Genomic DNA, 17436 nt, shown 5'->3' on the forward strand with positions numbered 1-17436 from the left:
TATGAGTAATATACTATTTGGAAAACCAAGATTTGAACCACCAAAAGAAGATAATAAAGAAAGAAATGATGTTTATCTGGGTGTTTTCTTTGATGGTACTTCAAACAACAGAGAGAATATTGAGGGAAGGAGAAAGGATCCTGAATTAAAAAATAGCTACGCGTCAAGTAACGATGGGTCAAACACCAGTTATGGAAACGATCATTCTAATGTGGACAGATTAGAAAATGCTTATTTAAATGTGAAGGGAAAACATTATTATTCTATTTATGTAGAAGGAATCGGAACTAAAAATCCGGATAAAAATGAAGATGGGACACTTGATTATTACGGCGATTTTACCCGAGGTCAGGGATATGGCACAGGGGAAACAGGACTTTTTGAAAAAGTAGAAAAAGGATGTCAGGATATTGTAAAAAAATTGCAAGAAGAAAAAGAACTAAATATAAGTACCTTGTATGTAGATATTTTTGGTTTTAGTCGCGGTGCTACAGCAGCCCGTATTTTTGTAAATGAATTGTATAAGGTAAAAAATCCCAAAGATAGAGATACTTATAATCAGGGGTATTTAGGCAAAGCATTTAAAGAGCTGGGGTATAAAGTAAAACCCTATCGAATAAAAATACGATTTTTAGGATTATACGATACAGTTTCTTCTTACGGCAGTAATGTTTTTGATGATATTGATGCTGACAAAGTACCACTACAAATTCCTGCTGTTGGGTTTACAGTGCACCTTACCGCAGAAGATGAATACCGCGAGAATTTCCCACTTACCAATATTGCCAGTGCGGGAGCTAACAGCATTGAGCTTACACTTCCGGGCTGTCACTCAGATATTGGCGGTGGATATAAAAATGGAGAAGAAATTGTAATACTTACAGAATCTGCCCCAATAATCGAAGCTGAAAAAAAATATGTTCTGGAGCAGGGTTGGTTTAATCCTGATCAATTAAAAGATTTACCTTCATTAGTTCCTTATTATTTAAAAGGCACAAGGACTCTTAGTAATAAATATAGTTTTGTAATTCTGCACCTTATGGCAGAATTTGGAAAACGGAAATATAAAATTCCATGGAAATATAAGATTCTCAATGAAGATTATAAGATTCCAAAAGAATTAAATAAAGTTAAAGAAAGAATAGATGCTTATGCTTTTGAAAATAAATCTAAAATGAAATTTTATACAAAAAAACAAATAGAATCGAAACGAAAAAAAGAATGGAAAAACCAACAGGAAATTGATGATTTTAATACAAAAGTCACCGATTATTATTTGCTGCCAGACTTACGTAACAAATATTTGCATTGTTCTGCCAGTATGGACGGCATAGGGATGGAACCTCAGATGGACAATCTAAGTAACATTATTAGAAAACGAAAAATAATTTCAGGATAGGAATATGAAAAAAGCTTTTAAATTATTTATACTAACAGCGTTTTTAAATATTACGCTCATCTCATGTCAAGATAAAATGGAAGAAAAAAAATATAATTGGACAGCTGCTGTTTGTACACCTAAAAACTACCCTGCTGAAATATTTTCGGGGCATTTGTTATTAAGTGACCAACCCAAAAGTGGTTATGTTTATATGCCTTTTAACAGAATAATAAACAGCGAGGACTTAGGAGACAATGATGGTTCTTCGTCCGGAGAAGCTACCGGAATAGCCCCTAAAATACTGGATATAACATGGCTTTCCTATACAGAAAACAAAAGTTATTCTGGTATTTTTAAACTGGATTCTGAAAAAATAGAAGCATTAATGATTAACGGTAATGAAAGACCCTACTGGGATGTTGAAACTAAAAAAGTTGGTATTGTAAAAGATTATTATTTTGTTATTAATGCAGGATTGTTCCCTGGAGGAATGGTTGTTTTATATGTATTTAGTCAATCAAATATGATTATTGTAGGTAGGTATCAGGCGTATGAGGATAAAACCGTAGATTGGGGAATTGCGCATGAAACAATGAAAGATAAAGAAGGCATTACTAAATATGTCAATTATATGAATGAAGATTTACCACAAGACATATTAGACCAGATTAAAAACGGCACAATCCCATTTGGATATTGGGAAACTCTTTTTAAAAAATATCCTATTACGCCAATTGTTAAAAAAGAAGACAAAGTAGAGACTATCGGAATTAATTATATTAATGGAGAGTTCGAATCAATTTTTTTAAGTTTAAATGGAAATGTAATGCCAATAAAAGAAAGAGCAGTTCCCCGAAAAATAAATATTGTCTGGCATGATGTTAATGACAGACGCATGGAAAGTGATATTTTCTTTGATGAAAAAAAGTCCAAGGCCCTTTTTGAGACTATCAAAGCAGAAGAAAAAATCAAATTTATAATTGAAATAGACCGAAATACAAAACCTAGGGAAACAAAAGGAATTTCGATAAAACTAAAAACAGCAACTACTGAAATAGACATGAAAGATGCTATTATTTCGCAGGAGTCATTTACTAAACCTACTCCTTATTGATGTTTTTTGAGTTAAAGATTGTGAATAATAATTTCTTTATTCGATTTAATGGAGACAATAAGTTACAGGAAGGATTTACAAAGCCACTGCCATTAGTTAAAAAAAAGAAATAATAAAATAAAAATGCCTCCGTAATCTCAGAGGCATTTTGTTTTTTTCTTAAAGTATATTCCTAAAACAATCCATTCAATTCGGCGTCAATCCTGTTGATGATGTTTCCTAAATCTTCAGGATTGTCAACAAAATTAATATTGTCCACATCAATAATCAGTAATTTTCCTTTCGAATAAGTCTGAATCCAGGCTTCATATCTTTCGTTCAGGCGGCTCAGATAATCAATTGAAATAGAGTTTTCGTATTCGCGTCCGCGTTTGTGGATTTGCCCAACTAAATTCGGAATAGAACTTCTTAAATAAATTAGTAAATCAGGTGGTTTTACCAATAACTCCATTAATTCAAATAAAGAAGTATAATTTTCAAAATCACGGGTAGTCATTAAACCCATCGAATATAGATTGGGAGCAAAAATATGAGCATCTTCATAAATAGTTCTGTCCTGAACGATTTTTTTTCCACTTTCCCGAATTTGCTGCACCTGGCGAAAACGGCTGTTTAAGAAATAAATCTGCAAATTAAAGGACCAGCGTTCCATCTGATGGTAAAAATCATCCAGATATGGATTGTCAACAACATCTTCATAATGGGGCTCCCATTTAAAATGTTTGGCCAGTAATTTAGTCAAAGTTGTTTTTCCTGCGCCTATATTTCCTGCTATTGCTATGTGCATTACGGTATTACGATTTTATAATTGGTAATTTCTTTAGGTGTAAAAATAGATAAAATTTGGTCTTTGCAATAGAATTTATGTAATGATTTTTGCGGTAATTCAATTTCATAAACACTTTCAGATCCATCCTTATGAATGTCTTTAAAATACAGCAAATTAGCTTTGCTGAAAATATATTGTTTTGGGCTTAAAATCAGTATTTTATCAAAGTCAGAAACTTTTCCTAAAGAGGTGGTTTTGCCAAAAATATCACATAAAAACCAATTGTTTTTTTCATCAATCCAGTAGAAAGTATTAAAATCGGTCTGATAAAATTTTATATTTTCTGTTAATGGTGTTGAAACAGTTTTGTACTCATTTTTTAAATAATCAAAAAGACCAATTTGCTGGTTTAAGGTATTGTAGATCCATAACTGATTTTGTGTTGACATACCGGTGGCGTTTGTTACAATCGGAAAATTATTTTGAGAAAAATTAATCTCCGAAATTTTATTTAATTGGTTGTCAAGCAAAACCACACTGTTGAAATCTTCATAAAACAATACAATTTTAAGCGGATTCAGAATATCTGCTTTTGTGATTTTTCCCAATGAAATATTCTTATATTCAAAAATTTCGTTTCCTTTTATTTTTCTGAAAACATCATTTTTTATCTCATAAGAATATCCAAAAGAGTCATAACCTAAAAAATCATCAGCATCAGTAGTAAAATTGGAAACAGGAGTTGGGATTTTCTTTGAACTCTGACCCAAAACAATCGAAAAAGAACAGAAGAAAAAAAGTAAAAATAAAATTATGCCTGGTATTTTGCTCATTTTAATTGCATTTCTAAAGTGCAAATTACAAAAAACTACATCAAGATGCTTTTTTAATTGTATTTGATTTTAAACTTTTAGGCATTCTAATGGTCTAATTAATAAGCTGTTTTGTCTATAGGCTGGCTCAATTGATATATTTAACTTTTGGTATTTTAAAATTAATAATACATTTGAATGTAAGTTTTATCGGATTTACTTAAAATTTAAAAAAGAAACAATGAAAAAATTACCATATTATTTGCTTTTAGTACTTGCTTTCAGTCAGGTACAGGCGCAGAAAGATTTTCAGGGAATGGCTGTTTATGAGTCAAAAACACAGGCACCTAAATTTGATGGAATGCGTGCAGGAAACCGTGATATTACACCTGAAATGCAAAAAAGCATCGAAGAAAGAATGAAGCAAATGTTAGAAAAAACATTTATACTAAACTTCAATAAATCGGCTTCTATTTACAAAGAAGAAGAAAAATTAGAAACTCCCGGACAGCAAGGCGGCGGAATGAGAATGATGATGAGCTCTATGATGGGCGGGGGCGGCACTTTTTATAAAGATGTTAAAAGTAAAACCTATGCGGTCGATAAAGAATTCATGGGTAAAGAATTTCTGGTAAAAGATTCCCTGCCAAGATTAAACTGGAAATTAGAACAGGAAACCAAACAAATTGGTGGGTATAATTGTTACAAAGCAACTGCTGTAAAAGAAGCGAGTCAAACTGATTTTAGAAATTTCAGGCCTAAAAATAATGATGATAAAAAAGATGACGCAAAAAAAACATCCGGGGATACAAAAACCAACTTTGAAGACAGTTTTGAAATCCCAAAGGAAATAATTGTAACAGCCTGGTACACGCCTGAAATCCCAATTAATCAGGGTCCGGAAAATTATTGGGGATTACCGGGTTTGATTTTAGAAGTTAATGATGGGACAACCACTATTTTGTGTTCAAAAATTGTTTTGAATGCCAAAGAAAAAGCAGATATCAAAGCACCATCCAAAGGAAAAGAAATTTCGCAGAAAGAGTATGACGAAACAGTTGTAAAAAAGATGAAAGAGTTTAGGGAAATGAATCGTGGCCGTGCAGGAGGTCCACCCATGATGGGGAGATAAAATACCTGTTCTAATTTATATTTATCTTAATCATCTTTATTAATGAACAAAATACTTTGTTTCGTAGCTTTTTTATTTACTTCTTTGAGTTTTTCTCAAAGTGTCCGCTTTGATGGATTTATTCAGGATGACCAAAAAAATCCGCTGGAAATGGCCAACATCATGGCTATAAATAATAGTACAAAAGCAATGGATTCGTACGGAATTACCAATGATAAAGGGAAATTTCAGCTCACCTTAAAACCAAATACGGCTTATACTATAAAAGTAAGTTATTTGGGAATGAAATCTAAAGAAATATCCGTTGCAACCAAATCTGAAAATATATCTCAAAGCATAGTTCTGGATGGAACCGGAATTGAATTAGAAGGCGTCGAAATTGTCCGTGAAATGCCGGTTTCTATAAAAGGTGATACCATCGTTTATAATGCCGATTCTTTTAAATCCGGAACCGAAAGGAAACTCGAGGATGTGCTTAAAAAACTACCCGGTGTTGAGGTAAATGCAGATGGAGAAATAGAAGTAGAAGGGAAAAAGGTCAGCAAATTAATGGTCGAAGGAAAAGACTTTTTTGATGGGGATACCAAATTGGGAGTCAAAAATATTCCGGCTGATGCCATTGATAAAATTCAGGTTTTAAGAAATTATAATGAGGTCAGCGCTTTAAAAGGTCTTGAAAATGATCAGGATAATGTAGCGATGAACATTAAATTGAAAGAAGGTAAAAAGAACTTCTGGTTTGGTGATGTTACCGCAGGAACTGGGGTTGCAGAACTCGATAGTCGTTATGTAATCAATCCGAAATTGTTTTATTACAGTCCAAAATACAGTATAAATTTAATTACGAATTTTAATAACATTGGAGAGTTGCCAATGACAGCACAGGATTATTTTAAATTCACAGGCGGATTTAAAAATATGATGAAAAAAGGCGGAAGCAATTTTAATGTTTCGTCCAATGACGTAGGAATTTCACTTTTAAGAAATAATCGGGCAAAGGAAATTGAAACTAAATTTGGTGCCACAAATTTCGCCTATTCTGTAAATAAAGCATGGAATATTAGCGGTTTTGGAATTCTTTCGACCTCAAAAACCGATTTAGAAACGAAATCTCAAACCACAATTTTAGCTTCAGGAGATCAGCAAAAGAGAGACGAAGAGACGCATCAAAAGAATAATCTGGGACTTTTTAAATTAAGCTCGACTTATAAACCCAATGATAAATTTCAATTTGATTATGATATTTTAACCAAACTGACCAAACAGGAAGAAAATGCTGATTTGCTTCGTGAGCAGGTCGTGAATAACATCCCAGGTTCAGAAACTATTTTTACGGCCAAAAAACAAGATCCGACTTCTATAAATCAAAATCTGAGCTTGTATTACACACAAAGCGACAAAAATATTTTTGCTTTTGAGATGCAGCATTTATATCAGGACGAAAACCCTTTTTATAATGCCAATTTACGCACACAGCCTTTTGATTTATTGGGTTACACTTCAGGTCAGCAAAGAAATGATCTGAATCAGAACCGTTTTGTAAAAACCAATAAACTGGATACGAAGCTGGATTACTATTATATGGTGACGCCAAAAAGCAACATCAATATAACATTAGGAAATACCTATTCGTACCAAAATTTCAACTCTCACATTTTTCAGATTCTGGATAACGGAGATAAAAATGATTTGAATGATCCGTCAAATAATAATGATGTGAACTATAATTTTAATGATACTTTTTTAGGATTTCATTACAAGATTTTAGCCGGAAAATTTACCTTGACTCCCGGTGTCAGCCTGCATTCCTATACAATGACAAACACACAATCAGGTACAGATTATTCGCAGAACTTCACAAAAATATTGCCTGATTTTTTTGCTTTATATCAAATCAAAAAATCAGAAACACTGACTTATAATTTTTCTTTGACTAATGATTTTACAGATATCAATCAATTGGCTGAAGGTTATGTTCTGTCAGATTACAGCAGTTTGTTTCGTGGAAATCGTTCCCTCGAAAATGCAACTTCGCAAGTACATTCGCTCCGCTACTTCAAATATAATATGTTCAATTTTGAGAACATTTTTGCTAATGCAACCTATACCAGAAAAGTAGATGCTATAAAAACTGAAGCCGATTTCGAAGGAATAAACCAGTCATCAGTACCATATAATTCTAATTTGGCAGACGAAACCCTTTCCGGAATGGGAAATTATGGACGTTCATTTTTAAAAAATTACAAAGCTTCAGCAACTGCAAGTCTTAATTGGTCAAAATTCAATAATAGACAAAATGGAGAGCCTGCAACAACAGAGAGTTTTACTCAAAGTTATACTATAAAAGCTTCTACGAATTATAAAAATCTGCCCAATATTGAGTTTGGTTATAATATGCTGATCAACAAATACAGCGGCTCGACTTTTTATACCGATAAGCCGTTTGCAAAATTAGACTATTATTTTCTGGATAGTTTTTCTTTCGTTTCTGAGTATGAATTCTATCATTACTACAACGGAAACAAATCAGTTGATAACGAATATGATTTTTTGAGCGCCAGTTTGATTTATCAGAAGAAAAACAGCAAATGGGAATATAAAATTGCAGCTACCAACTTGTTAAACACCAAATATCTCAATGATGACAACTTTTCGCAGTTCTCAACAAGAGTTTCTCAATACACAGTCCAGCCGAGATACATCATTTTTTCTATGAAATATAATTTGTAGTTGTAGTAGAAGCTAATCCTGCTGTCCACTATATCTTTTCCTCGCTGGCAGCAGCGAGAAAAAGGATGCCGTTCCCATCAGGGCTAAAAAGAGTTAATAGAAATTCTAGATTTATTCACATAAAAATAAACCCCGAATCTAAAAATTAGAAATCGGGGTTTTTTATGTTTATGACTAAAAAGAATCTAGCGATTTAAGTCAGTCTGAATAATCTGATTTTACAATCCAAAAGCAGCTTTTACTTTATCTACAAAATCAAGTTTTTCCCATGTAAACAATTCAACAGTAACTGTCTTTTCATTTCCTCCTGGAGCAGAGAAAGTTTTAGTAACCGTTTCTGGTTTACGTCCCATGTGTCCATAAGCAGCAGTTTCACTGTAAATTGGGTTTCTTAATTTTAATCTTTGTTCGATAAAGTAAGGACGCATGTCAAATAACTCTTCTACTTTCTTAGCAATTTCACCATTAGTTAAATTTACTTTTGATGTGCCATAAGTTTCAATGAAAATTCCCATTGGTTCAGCAACTCCAATGGCGTAAGAAACCTGAACTAAAATTTCATCAGCAACACCAGCAGCAACTAAATTTTTAGCGATATGACGAGTTGCATAAGCAGCACTTCTATCTACTTTACTTGGATCTTTTCCAGAGAAAGCACCACCACCGTGAGCACCTTTTCCACCGTAGGTATCAACGATAATTTTTCTTCCTGTTAAACCAGTATCTCCGTGAGGTCCTCCAATAACGAATTTTCCTGTTGGATTAATATGGTAGTTGATTTTATCGTTGAATAAATGAGCGTGTTCCGGGTTTTTAGCAATGATTCTAGGAATCAAAATCTCGATAACATCTTTTTTGATTTTAGCTAACATTGCAGCTTCTTCGTCAAAATCGTCATGTTGTGTCGATATTACAATTGCATCAATGCGGGTTGGTTTGTTATCGTCACTGTATTCTAAGGTTACCTGAGATTTAGCATCAGGACGTAAATAAGTGATTTCCTTATTTTCACGTCTTAAAATAGCTAATTCCTGTAATAATTTATGAGACAGATCAAGCGCCAATGGCATATAGTTTTCAGTTTCATTAGTTGCATAACCAAACATCATTCCCTGATCTCCTGCACCTTGCTCTTCTGGTTTAGCTCTGTCAACACCTTGGTTGATGTCTGCAGACTGCTCGTGAATTGCTGAAAGAATTCCACACGAATTCGCCTCAAACATATATTCACTTTTAGTATATCCAATTTTACGGATTACTTCACGCGCGATTTGCTGTACATCAAGATACGTATTCGATTTTACTTCTCCGGCCAAAATTACCTGACCAGTTGTAACTAAAGTTTCACATGCAACTTTTGAGTCAGCATCAAATGCTAAGAAGTTATCAATTAATGCATCCGAAATTTGATCTGCAACTTTGTCTGGATGCCCTTCACTAACAGATTCTGACGTAAATAAATAAGCCATAATAATGTATTAAATTAAAATTAAGCGAGGAAAATAATTGCTGAAAATGTCTAAAGAAGAGTTTCTGCTTTAGCATTTTTTACTACCGAAATCTGTTTTTCAGTATTCATAACGAACCATTTCATTATGAAGAGGTTGCAATCAGTTCAAATTTTTCCTCTGTATTCGCGTGCAAAAGTACAAAACCATTTTGATTTGCAAATTAAAGTTCAACTTTTTTTATTTTTTTAGATATAAATTTAACATTAGTATATTAAATTGATAGGGTAATTGAAATTAATTTGCTTTTTGTTTGGCGGTTTGAAAAAAAGTTCTCAAATTTGCAGTACAAACAATAAGAGAAATGAATTTAATTACTAAAAAAATGTGTTGCATGATCTCGGAAACTTCCGAGGGGTACACTATTGTTTAGAATTAAAAAACTAAAAATAACAATAAGACCTCTGCAATTTGTAGAGGTTTTTTTTTGAGTTTAACTAGAAAATAAAATATAAAATAAAAATGAGTAATTCAGTAGCAAATAAAATAATGATATGTTGTATGATGCCTATGTGTATCCTGCACTGCTGCTGCTGAAAGTAAAGATAAATCTTTGTTATAGTTCCTACTATAGCCCTTTCGGCCACCATCCGAAAGGGCTTTTTTTATTCCGTTAATTTAAAATTAAAAATCATGAAAATTATATATAGAATCTTAAGATCAATTAAACCCAAAAATATTCTTGGAATAGTTCAAAATCAAAAATCAAATTTCAGTTTGAAAAAAGGCAAGTTGTATTCTAATGAAGCAAATTCACTTCTTGCGCATATGTATTCTGCAGAAAATGAAAATCTTTTCATTTAATATATTCAATCCCAAAAATCAATTACAATAAAATAATAATAAAAAATAAGAATAATAATCTAAAAAACTAAGAAATCATGAGCACACAAAAATTCGCAACAAACGCACTACACGCAGGACATGACGTTACTAAAAACGCTGGGACAAGAGCAGTACCAATTTACCAGTCATCATCCTATGTTTTTAATAATTCGGACCATGCTGCCAATTTATTTGGTTTGGTAGAGGCGGGATTTATTTATACAAGATTAAATAATCCGACTAATGACGTGTTAGAGCAAAGACTGTCTTCGCTTGAAGGCGGAATCGGGGCAGTCGTGACAGCTTCAGGGGCAGCAGCTATTGCTACAACTTTATTGACTCTGCTCAAATCAGGCGATCATATTGTAGCGTCAAATAGTTTGTACGGAGGTACCTATAATCTTTTAAAAGTCACTTTGCCGCGTTTAGGAATTACAACTACTTTTGTAGATCCTTCAAGAGCAGAAAACTTTACAAAAGCGGCAAAAGAAAATACCAGGGCATTTTTTGTTGAATCACTTGGAAATCCAAAATTAGATGTATTAGATCTAAAAGCAATTTCTGCGGAAGCCAAAAACTTCAAAGTCCCTTTTATTGTAGATAATACAGTCGCAACTCCTTATTTGTTAAACCCAATTGAGCACGGAGCAGACATAGTCATTCATTCACTGACGAAATATCTTTCAGGTAACGGAACTTCACTGGGTGGTGTTATTATCGACGCCGGAACTTTTGACTGGTCTAACGGAAAATTTCCTGAATTTACAGAACCTTCACTCGGATATCACGGATTGGTTTATCACGAAGCCCTTGGAAATGCAGCCTTTATCGCAAAAGCAAGAATTGAAGGATTACGCGACTTTGGATCAGCTTTGAGTCCGTTCAATGCTTTTCAAATTCTTCAGGGACTGGAAACTTTGCCAATCCGAATTAAAAAACATAGCGAAAATGCGTTGGCTTTAGCGGAATGGTTGGAGAAACAAGATCAGGTGGTCTGGGTAAATTATCCGGGATTAAAATCGAGTAAATATTATGATTTAGCACAGGAATATTTACCAGAAGGTCAGAGCGGCATCATTACTTTTGGTTTGCAGGGAGGTTACGAAGCGGCCAAACAAGTTGTTGATGAAACAAAGTTATTCTCGCTTTTGGCAAACATTGGTGACACGAAATCACTTATTATTCATCCGGCCAGTACTACTCATCAGCAATTAACAGATGAAGAGCAGCTGGAAACAGGAGTTTCAAAAGATTTAATCCGTCTTTCAGTAGGTATTGAAGATATAGAAGATTTAATTGCAGATTTGAAAACCGTTTTTGCAACTGTTGCCAAATCACATAATACAGTCTTTAATAAAAATTAAAGTTTTTTTGTTTTTTGTTTGAAAATTACCTCTGGTATTCATTTACCAAAGGTGATTTTTTTTTGAATTACATTTTTAAGCATAATTTAGAAAGGTATTCATATAACAATGTTCTTTGAAAGACTGATTTATGGAGAAAGCTAATGAACGAATGAAGTAATTTGTAAGTTTTAACGTGGATTTCAAACGATGTAATTTTTGTAAGATGTTTTTAACGTTAAAAAATTGTTTTTTTATTGAATTTGTGCGTAAATATTTGGTAAATAAAAAAAACTTTCGCATATTTGTTAAACCCAAAAACTACTGAAGATATGTTTAATTCCTATAAAATGTTTTGCGCCATTTCGAAAGAAACCGTTTGGGTGTCTATTGCTTAAAATTGTAAGAACAATATCAAATATAGCAAAGCCTCCCAAAATATTTTGAGAGGCTTTTTTAATTATACGACAAATGCTAGAATTTTTAAAAATAACAAATAAATCACAGATGAATAAGTCCCTTCAGATGAACAAGATGTTCAGTGTCGCAGCTATTCGTGTATGCGTCTGTTGATTCCAAAAGTATTGTAAGTTAAAATAACTTGACCCTTTTGGCATCTGAAACCAAAAGGGTCTTTTGTTTTAAAAGACTTAATAAAAGAGAAAAAAATAATTCAATATAAATAAACAAACTAAACACTAATATCATGAGCACTTTGAACTACCTGGCAAAAAAGATTTCTACATTGAAAAACATAAGGACTAAAAAAAATAACCCGCCGCCAAAAAATGAATTGATACATCCAAGATTTGGAGTTACTGAAAACAATACTAAAACTGAAAAGAAAAATCCGGACTCTTTATTGTTTTTAATGTATTCTAAAGAAAATGAAACGCTTTTCATCTAAAATAAAAAGCATTTCAAATAGGTAATACCTGCTTAATTTTACTGGGCATTTTTGTTCGGTAATTTTTTGCGTACAATAGTTTTTGTTTGTGATATATTGAATAAGCGAAAGAATCTGTTGAGATAAATTTGTTTGTTTAAGAAATTAGTAGTTAATTTGCACCGTTAAGTTCAGAAACGTATTGAAATGTTATAAAGAAAGGACGAGGGATTAGACCCGATGAATCCTTAGCAACCCTTCGGTAAAGCGAAGAAGGTGCTGCATTCTACCACGCCCAACGTGGAAAGATAACAATAAGAGTTTTTCTAGTTTCGTTCTAGACTTTCTTTCTAATATTTCCATATACAAATCAAAAAATAAAAGATTTGAAATTGGAAAGTATACCAAACCCTATCATATTAAAAGATTTCACTACTGAAAGTGGTGCTTTATATAATTCATTACCCTTAAGTTTTGCACTTTTTGGTTTGCCATTACACAGTGCTCCCATTATTCTGGTCAATCATGCCTTAACAGGAAATGCGCAGGTTACTGGTGAAAATGGCTGGTGGAATGATTTAATTGGAGAAGGAAAAACAATCGACACGACTAAATATTCCGTTTTAGCTTTTAACGTTCCGGGTAACGGAAGCGATTCTTTCAGTATTGAAAATTATCAGGATTTTACGGCAAGGGATGTTGCCCGAATCTTTTTGAAGGGAATCGAAACTTTGAATATTGAACAGCTTTATGCTATTATAGGGGGGTCAGTTGGTGGCGGAATTGCATGGGAAATGCTGGCATTGGCTCCAAACATCACCAAAAAATTAATTCCTATTGCAACCGACTGGAAATCGACAGACTGGATGATTGCCAACTGTTTTTTACAGGAACAAATCCTGAACCATTCGTCAAAACCAATTGAAGATGCCAGAATTCATGCGATGTTATGTTATCGTTCTCCAGAATCATTCAAAGAAAAATTTCAGCGCACAATTAATCAGGATCTTTTGATTTTTAATATAGAAAGCTGGCTGGCACATCATGGTAAAAAGTTGCAGCAACGTTATCAGCTTTCCTCTTATAAACTGATGAACCAGTTGCTGAAAACCATAGATATTACGAGAAATAGTGATGATTTTGAAACGCTTCTCTCTAAAACATCGGCAGCTATTCACATTATTGCAATCGATTCAGATTTGTTTTTTACACCAAAAGAAAATCTGGAAACCTATAATGAATTAAAAAAGTTCAAGGAAAATGTTTTTTACAGCGAAATAAATTCGGTGCACGGCCATGACGCTTTTTTAATCGAGTACAAACAATTAGATAATTTACTTGCTGCTATTTTTTAGCAGAAATAATAACAAGATACAATGAAGATATTAAAATTTGGTGGTAAATCATTATCAAACGGAGAAGGACTTAACAAAGTTGTCTCAATCATTGCCGAGAAAGTAAATCAGGGCGAAAAAATTGCCGTAGTAGTTTCTGCAAGAGGAAACGCTACAGATGAACTGGAATATATTTTAAAAATTGCTGCTAAAAACGGCGACTACAAACGATTATTAGAAAATTTTAAAACCTACCAAATTTCAGATTATCCTCAGGTTGATTTATCCGAAGAGTTTACCATTCTGGATAAACTTTATGAAGGGGTAAGTCTGATTGGCGATTATAGTAACAAAATCAAAGATCAGATTTTGTCTAAAGGCGAATTGCTTTCGGCTAAATTATTAACCGCTATTTTGGTAGAAAAAGGTATTCCGGCAAATTTTACCGATTCAAGGGATTTGCTTAAAACAGATTCTAAATTTGGTGATGCGCAGCCTTTGGAACAGCTTTCCAAAAAAAATGTGGTTAATTATTTTAAAGAACACGATAAAAAGGTGAATATCATAACTGGTTTTATTGGTTCGAATAATAATAATGACACTACAACTTTAGGAAGAAACGGCAGTAATTACACGGCTTCCCTAATTGCTAATTATTTGAATGCAGAAGAATTACAAAACTTTACGCATGTTGACGGAATTTATACCGCAAATCCGGATTTAGTTGAAGATGCTAAAAAAATCGAATTTTTATCATTCAATGAAGCAAATGAATTAGCCAATTTTGGGGCAACAATTCTGCATGCCAAAACGATTATTCCTTTGTTGGAAAAAAATATTCCTCTTCGAATCCTAAACACATTCAATCATGAAAATCGCGGCACTTTAATCACTTCTGATTCGGCTAAAGAAGGAATCAAGACACTTTCGGTTCTTGAAAACGTTTCCCTTTTAAATCTTGAAGGTCGCGGACTCCTTGGAAAGGCAGGAGTTGATGCCCGAATTTTTAAAGTAATGGGCGATAACAATATCAGTGTAAGCATTATTTCGCAGGGTTCTTCAGAAAGAGGAATCGGGCTTGTTGTGGCGACTGATAAAGCAACTACAGCAATGGTTGAACTGGAGAAAGAATTTGAAAATGACTTTTATTCGAAAGATGTGAACCAGATTACAGTAACCGATAATGTTTCAGTTATTTCGATTATTGGACAGGATTTGAGTACTTTTCATAAGCCTTACACCGCTTTAATCAAGAATAAAATTGTTCCGATATTATTTAACAACACCGTTACGGGCAAAAACGTGAGTTTGGTGGTTAAAAAATCAGAACTGAATAAAGCGTTAAACGTAATTCACGGAGAGATTTTTGGGGTTTCCAAGAAAATTAATATCGCTGTCTTTGGTCACGGATTAGTAGGCGGAACTTTGATCAACCAAATTTTAGAATCGGCGGATGCCATCGAAAAACGTAAAGGGATTAAATTGAATGTTTTTGCTATCGCAAATTCTAAAAAACTAATTTTAGATAAAAATGGTTTGACTTCGGACTGGAAAAATGAAATCCAGAACAAAGGACTTGATTATACGATTCAGGATATTATTGACTATGCAGACAAATACCATTTAGAGAACTTAATTGCGATTGATAACACGGCAAGTGCTTCATTTGTAGAAAATTATATCAAGTTTGCAGAAAGCAGTTTCGATTTAATTTCTTCTAACAAAGTGGCTAATACACTGAGTTATGGTTTTTATAAAGAATTAAGAAAAGTTCTGGCAGAAAACCAAAAGAACTATTTGTACGAAACCAATGTTGGTGCAGGTTTACCCTTAATTGATACGATAAAATTACTGCATCTTTCTGGTGAGAATATCACTAAGATAAAAGGTGTTTTCTCTGGTACATTGAGCTATTTATTTAATAATTTCTCTGCGAAAAATGCTCCGTTCAGCGAAATTTTACAAGAGGCAATTGATAATGGTTATACTGAACCTGACCCGCGTGAAGATTTATGTGGAAATGACGTGGGAAGAAAATTATTGATTTTGGCAAGGGAATTAGATTTGCAGAATGAATTTGAAGAAATCTCTATTCAGAATTTAATTCCGGAACATTTACGTGAAGGAAATGTTTCAGATTTCTTAACCAAACTGAAAGAATTCGACCCGATTTATGATAAAATTAAAGCTGAGCAAAAACCAAATCACGTATTAAGATACATTGGCGAATTGTCTGGTGATTTGCAAAATGACAAAGGAAATCTGGAAGTAAAATTAGTTTCAGTGCCTTCTGACACAGCGCTTGGAGGATTAAAAGGTTCCGATTCTTTCTTCGAAATTTACACAGAATCTTACGGAGACAGACCAATTGTAATTCAGGGCGCCGGAGCAGGTTCTGCGGTAACTGCGAGAGGAGTTTTTGGAGATATTTTGAGATTATCGGATAAAGGGTAATTGATTTATAGAATTTAATTTGGAAGCCAATAAATAATTATGAAAATATCTTTTTGTTTTTTAGTTTTAGTTTTTAACCTTTTTTCTGTTTCTGCACAAAAGATAAAAATTGTTGATGCCAATTTTAAAGCAAAACTTTTAGAATCATCGACTTCGAGCTATATAGCGAAAGATAAAAATAATAAATCTCTAAAAATAGATCAGAATGACGATGGTGAAATTCAGGCTAATGAGGCTGAAGATGTTTTTGAATTAGTACTTATAAATGCGAACATTTCAAATCTGGAAGGGATTGAGAACTTTAAGAATTTAAATGCCTTAAAATGTATAGGCAACGAGTTGACTTCTTTGAATCTAAATGGATTAGAAAAATTAAAGAAACTAGAATGTTATAATAATCAGTTACAAATATTAGAGATTCAAAAGTGCTTAATTTTAGAACATTTAGATTGTTCAACAAATAAGCTTACTAGTTTGAATATAAAAGGTTTGGTGAATTTAGAAAATTTATTTTGTGCCGAAAATCAATTAAATTCTCTAAATATTGAGAAATCTGATGTTTTAAAAAAATTGATATGCTGTTATAATAGAATTGAAACTTTGAATGTTGATGGTTTTAGTTCTCTTACCAATCTAGATTGCAGTGCCAATCAATTAAAGAATTTAAATTTAAAGGGCTTAAGATCTTTAAGAGATTTAACTTGTCGTGAAAATAAATTAAAAAGCTTAGATCTTAGAGGATTAGAAAGTCTGGAGCTTTTAATGGCTTTTGAGAATGAATTAACGGATTTGAATGTTCAAGGGTTAAAAAAATTAATTTATTTAAGTTGTTATTCTAATCAATTAACCTCCTTAGACCTTACAGGAATAAATACCATAACGGCCTTATATTGTCATTCAAATAAACTAATAAATCTAAATGTTATTGGGATGAAAGATTTGAATTATTTACATTGTGAGTCAAATCAATTGACTTCTTTAACTGTAAAAGGATCGCCAAGATTATCTGTTTTAGATTTTTCTAATAACTTTTATCTAAGACACATTTGTTGTGATGTCTCAATGAAAAACAAAGTTTTGGAGAGTGTAAAGAATAATAATCAAAGAGCAGGAGTTAGTACTTCTTGCTCAATATAACAACAGCTAAT

At 32.9% G+C, this 17436-nt stretch carries 12 protein-coding genes and 1 riboswitch; of the genes, 9 read left to right on the forward strand and 3 right to left on the reverse strand.

The genetic code is table 11. The features are described 5' to 3' along the window. Position 1 precedes the first annotated feature (1 nt). Together K8B81_RS04655 and K8B81_RS04660 are read left to right on the forward strand one after the other, a co-directional pair. Positions 2–1399, forward strand: a complete 1398-nt coding sequence (locus K8B81_RS04655) for a T6SS phospholipase effector Tle1-like catalytic domain-containing protein (RefSeq protein ID WP_223679307.1) — start codon at positions 2–4, stop codon at positions 1397–1399. A gap of 76 nt (positions 1400–1475) precedes the next feature. Next, positions 1476–2495 (forward strand): DUF2931 family protein, encoded by a 1020-nt coding sequence (locus tag K8B81_RS04660; protein WP_223679309.1) that lies wholly within the window; start codon positions 1476–1478, stop codon positions 2493–2495. 172 nt (positions 2496–2667) lie between these two features. Here K8B81_RS04660 and K8B81_RS04665 read toward each other — a convergent pair whose 3' ends face one another. Next, on the reverse strand, positions 2668–3282 hold the full coding sequence (locus tag K8B81_RS04665) for a deoxynucleoside kinase (protein WP_223679311.1): 615 nt from the start codon (positions 3280–3282) through the stop codon (positions 2668–2670). After that, positions 3282–4097: a hypothetical protein gene (locus K8B81_RS04670; RefSeq protein WP_223679313.1), complete on the reverse strand. Its 816-nt coding sequence runs from the start codon at positions 4095–4097 to the stop codon at positions 3282–3284. The genes K8B81_RS04665 and K8B81_RS04670 overlap by 1 nt, the downstream gene beginning before the upstream one ends. Before the next feature lie 220 nt (positions 4098–4317). Here K8B81_RS04670 and K8B81_RS04675 point away from each other — a divergent pair, with 220 nt between their 5' ends. Together K8B81_RS04675 and K8B81_RS04680 are read left to right on the forward strand one after the other, a co-directional pair. Continuing rightward, entirely contained in the window at positions 4318–5208 is an 891-nt protein-coding gene (locus K8B81_RS04675; protein WP_223679315.1) for a GLPGLI family protein, read from the forward strand. 42 nt (positions 5209–5250) lie between these two features. Further along, the gene (locus K8B81_RS04680; protein WP_223679323.1) at positions 5251–7938 is read left to right on the forward strand and encodes a carboxypeptidase-like regulatory domain-containing protein; all 2688 of its coding nucleotides are present in this window, start codon (positions 5251–5253) and stop codon (positions 7936–7938) included. Between the two features lie 218 nt (positions 7939–8156). On the opposite strand, the gene metK is transcribed toward K8B81_RS04680, so the two are convergent. Then, positions 8157–9407: a methionine adenosyltransferase gene (gene metK / locus K8B81_RS04685; RefSeq protein ID WP_223679325.1), complete on the reverse strand. Its 1251-nt coding sequence runs from the start codon at positions 9405–9407 to the stop codon at positions 8157–8159. Positions 9408–10327: 920 nt separating this feature from the next. Between metK and K8B81_RS04690 the strand changes: the two genes are divergently transcribed. From K8B81_RS04690 to K8B81_RS04710, 5 genes are all read left to right on the forward strand, one after another. After that, complete coding sequence (locus tag K8B81_RS04690) at positions 10328–11635, forward strand: O-acetylhomoserine aminocarboxypropyltransferase/cysteine synthase family protein (protein ID WP_223679327.1); 1308 nt, start codon at positions 10328–10330, stop codon at positions 11633–11635. Between the two features lie 685 nt (positions 11636–12320). Then, on the forward strand, positions 12321–12521 hold the full coding sequence (locus K8B81_RS04695) for a hypothetical protein (RefSeq protein WP_223679329.1): 201 nt from the start codon (positions 12321–12323) through the stop codon (positions 12519–12521). 186 nt (positions 12522–12707) lie between these two features. After that, positions 12708–12815: riboswitch (SAM riboswitch) on the forward strand. 77 nt (positions 12816–12892) lie between these two features. Then, the gene (locus K8B81_RS04700; RefSeq protein ID WP_223679331.1) at positions 12893–13855 is read left to right on the forward strand and encodes an alpha/beta fold hydrolase; all 963 of its coding nucleotides are present in this window, start codon (positions 12893–12895) and stop codon (positions 13853–13855) included. A 21-nt stretch (positions 13856–13876) separates the two neighbouring features. After that, a complete protein-coding gene (gene thrA, locus K8B81_RS04705) occupies positions 13877–16288 on the forward strand; it encodes a bifunctional aspartate kinase/homoserine dehydrogenase I (RefSeq protein ID WP_223679333.1) in 2412 nt (803 codons plus the stop codon). A gap of 39 nt (positions 16289–16327) precedes the next feature. Beyond that, on the forward strand, positions 16328–17425 hold the full coding sequence (locus K8B81_RS04710) for a leucine-rich repeat domain-containing protein (protein ID WP_223679335.1): 1098 nt from the start codon (positions 16328–16330) through the stop codon (positions 17423–17425). Positions 17426–17436: the final 11 nt, after the last annotated feature.

This window comes from Flavobacterium hibisci (assembly GCF_020026925.1).
Lineage (GTDB): Bacteria > Bacteroidota > Bacteroidia > Flavobacteriales > Flavobacteriaceae > Flavobacterium > Flavobacterium hibisci.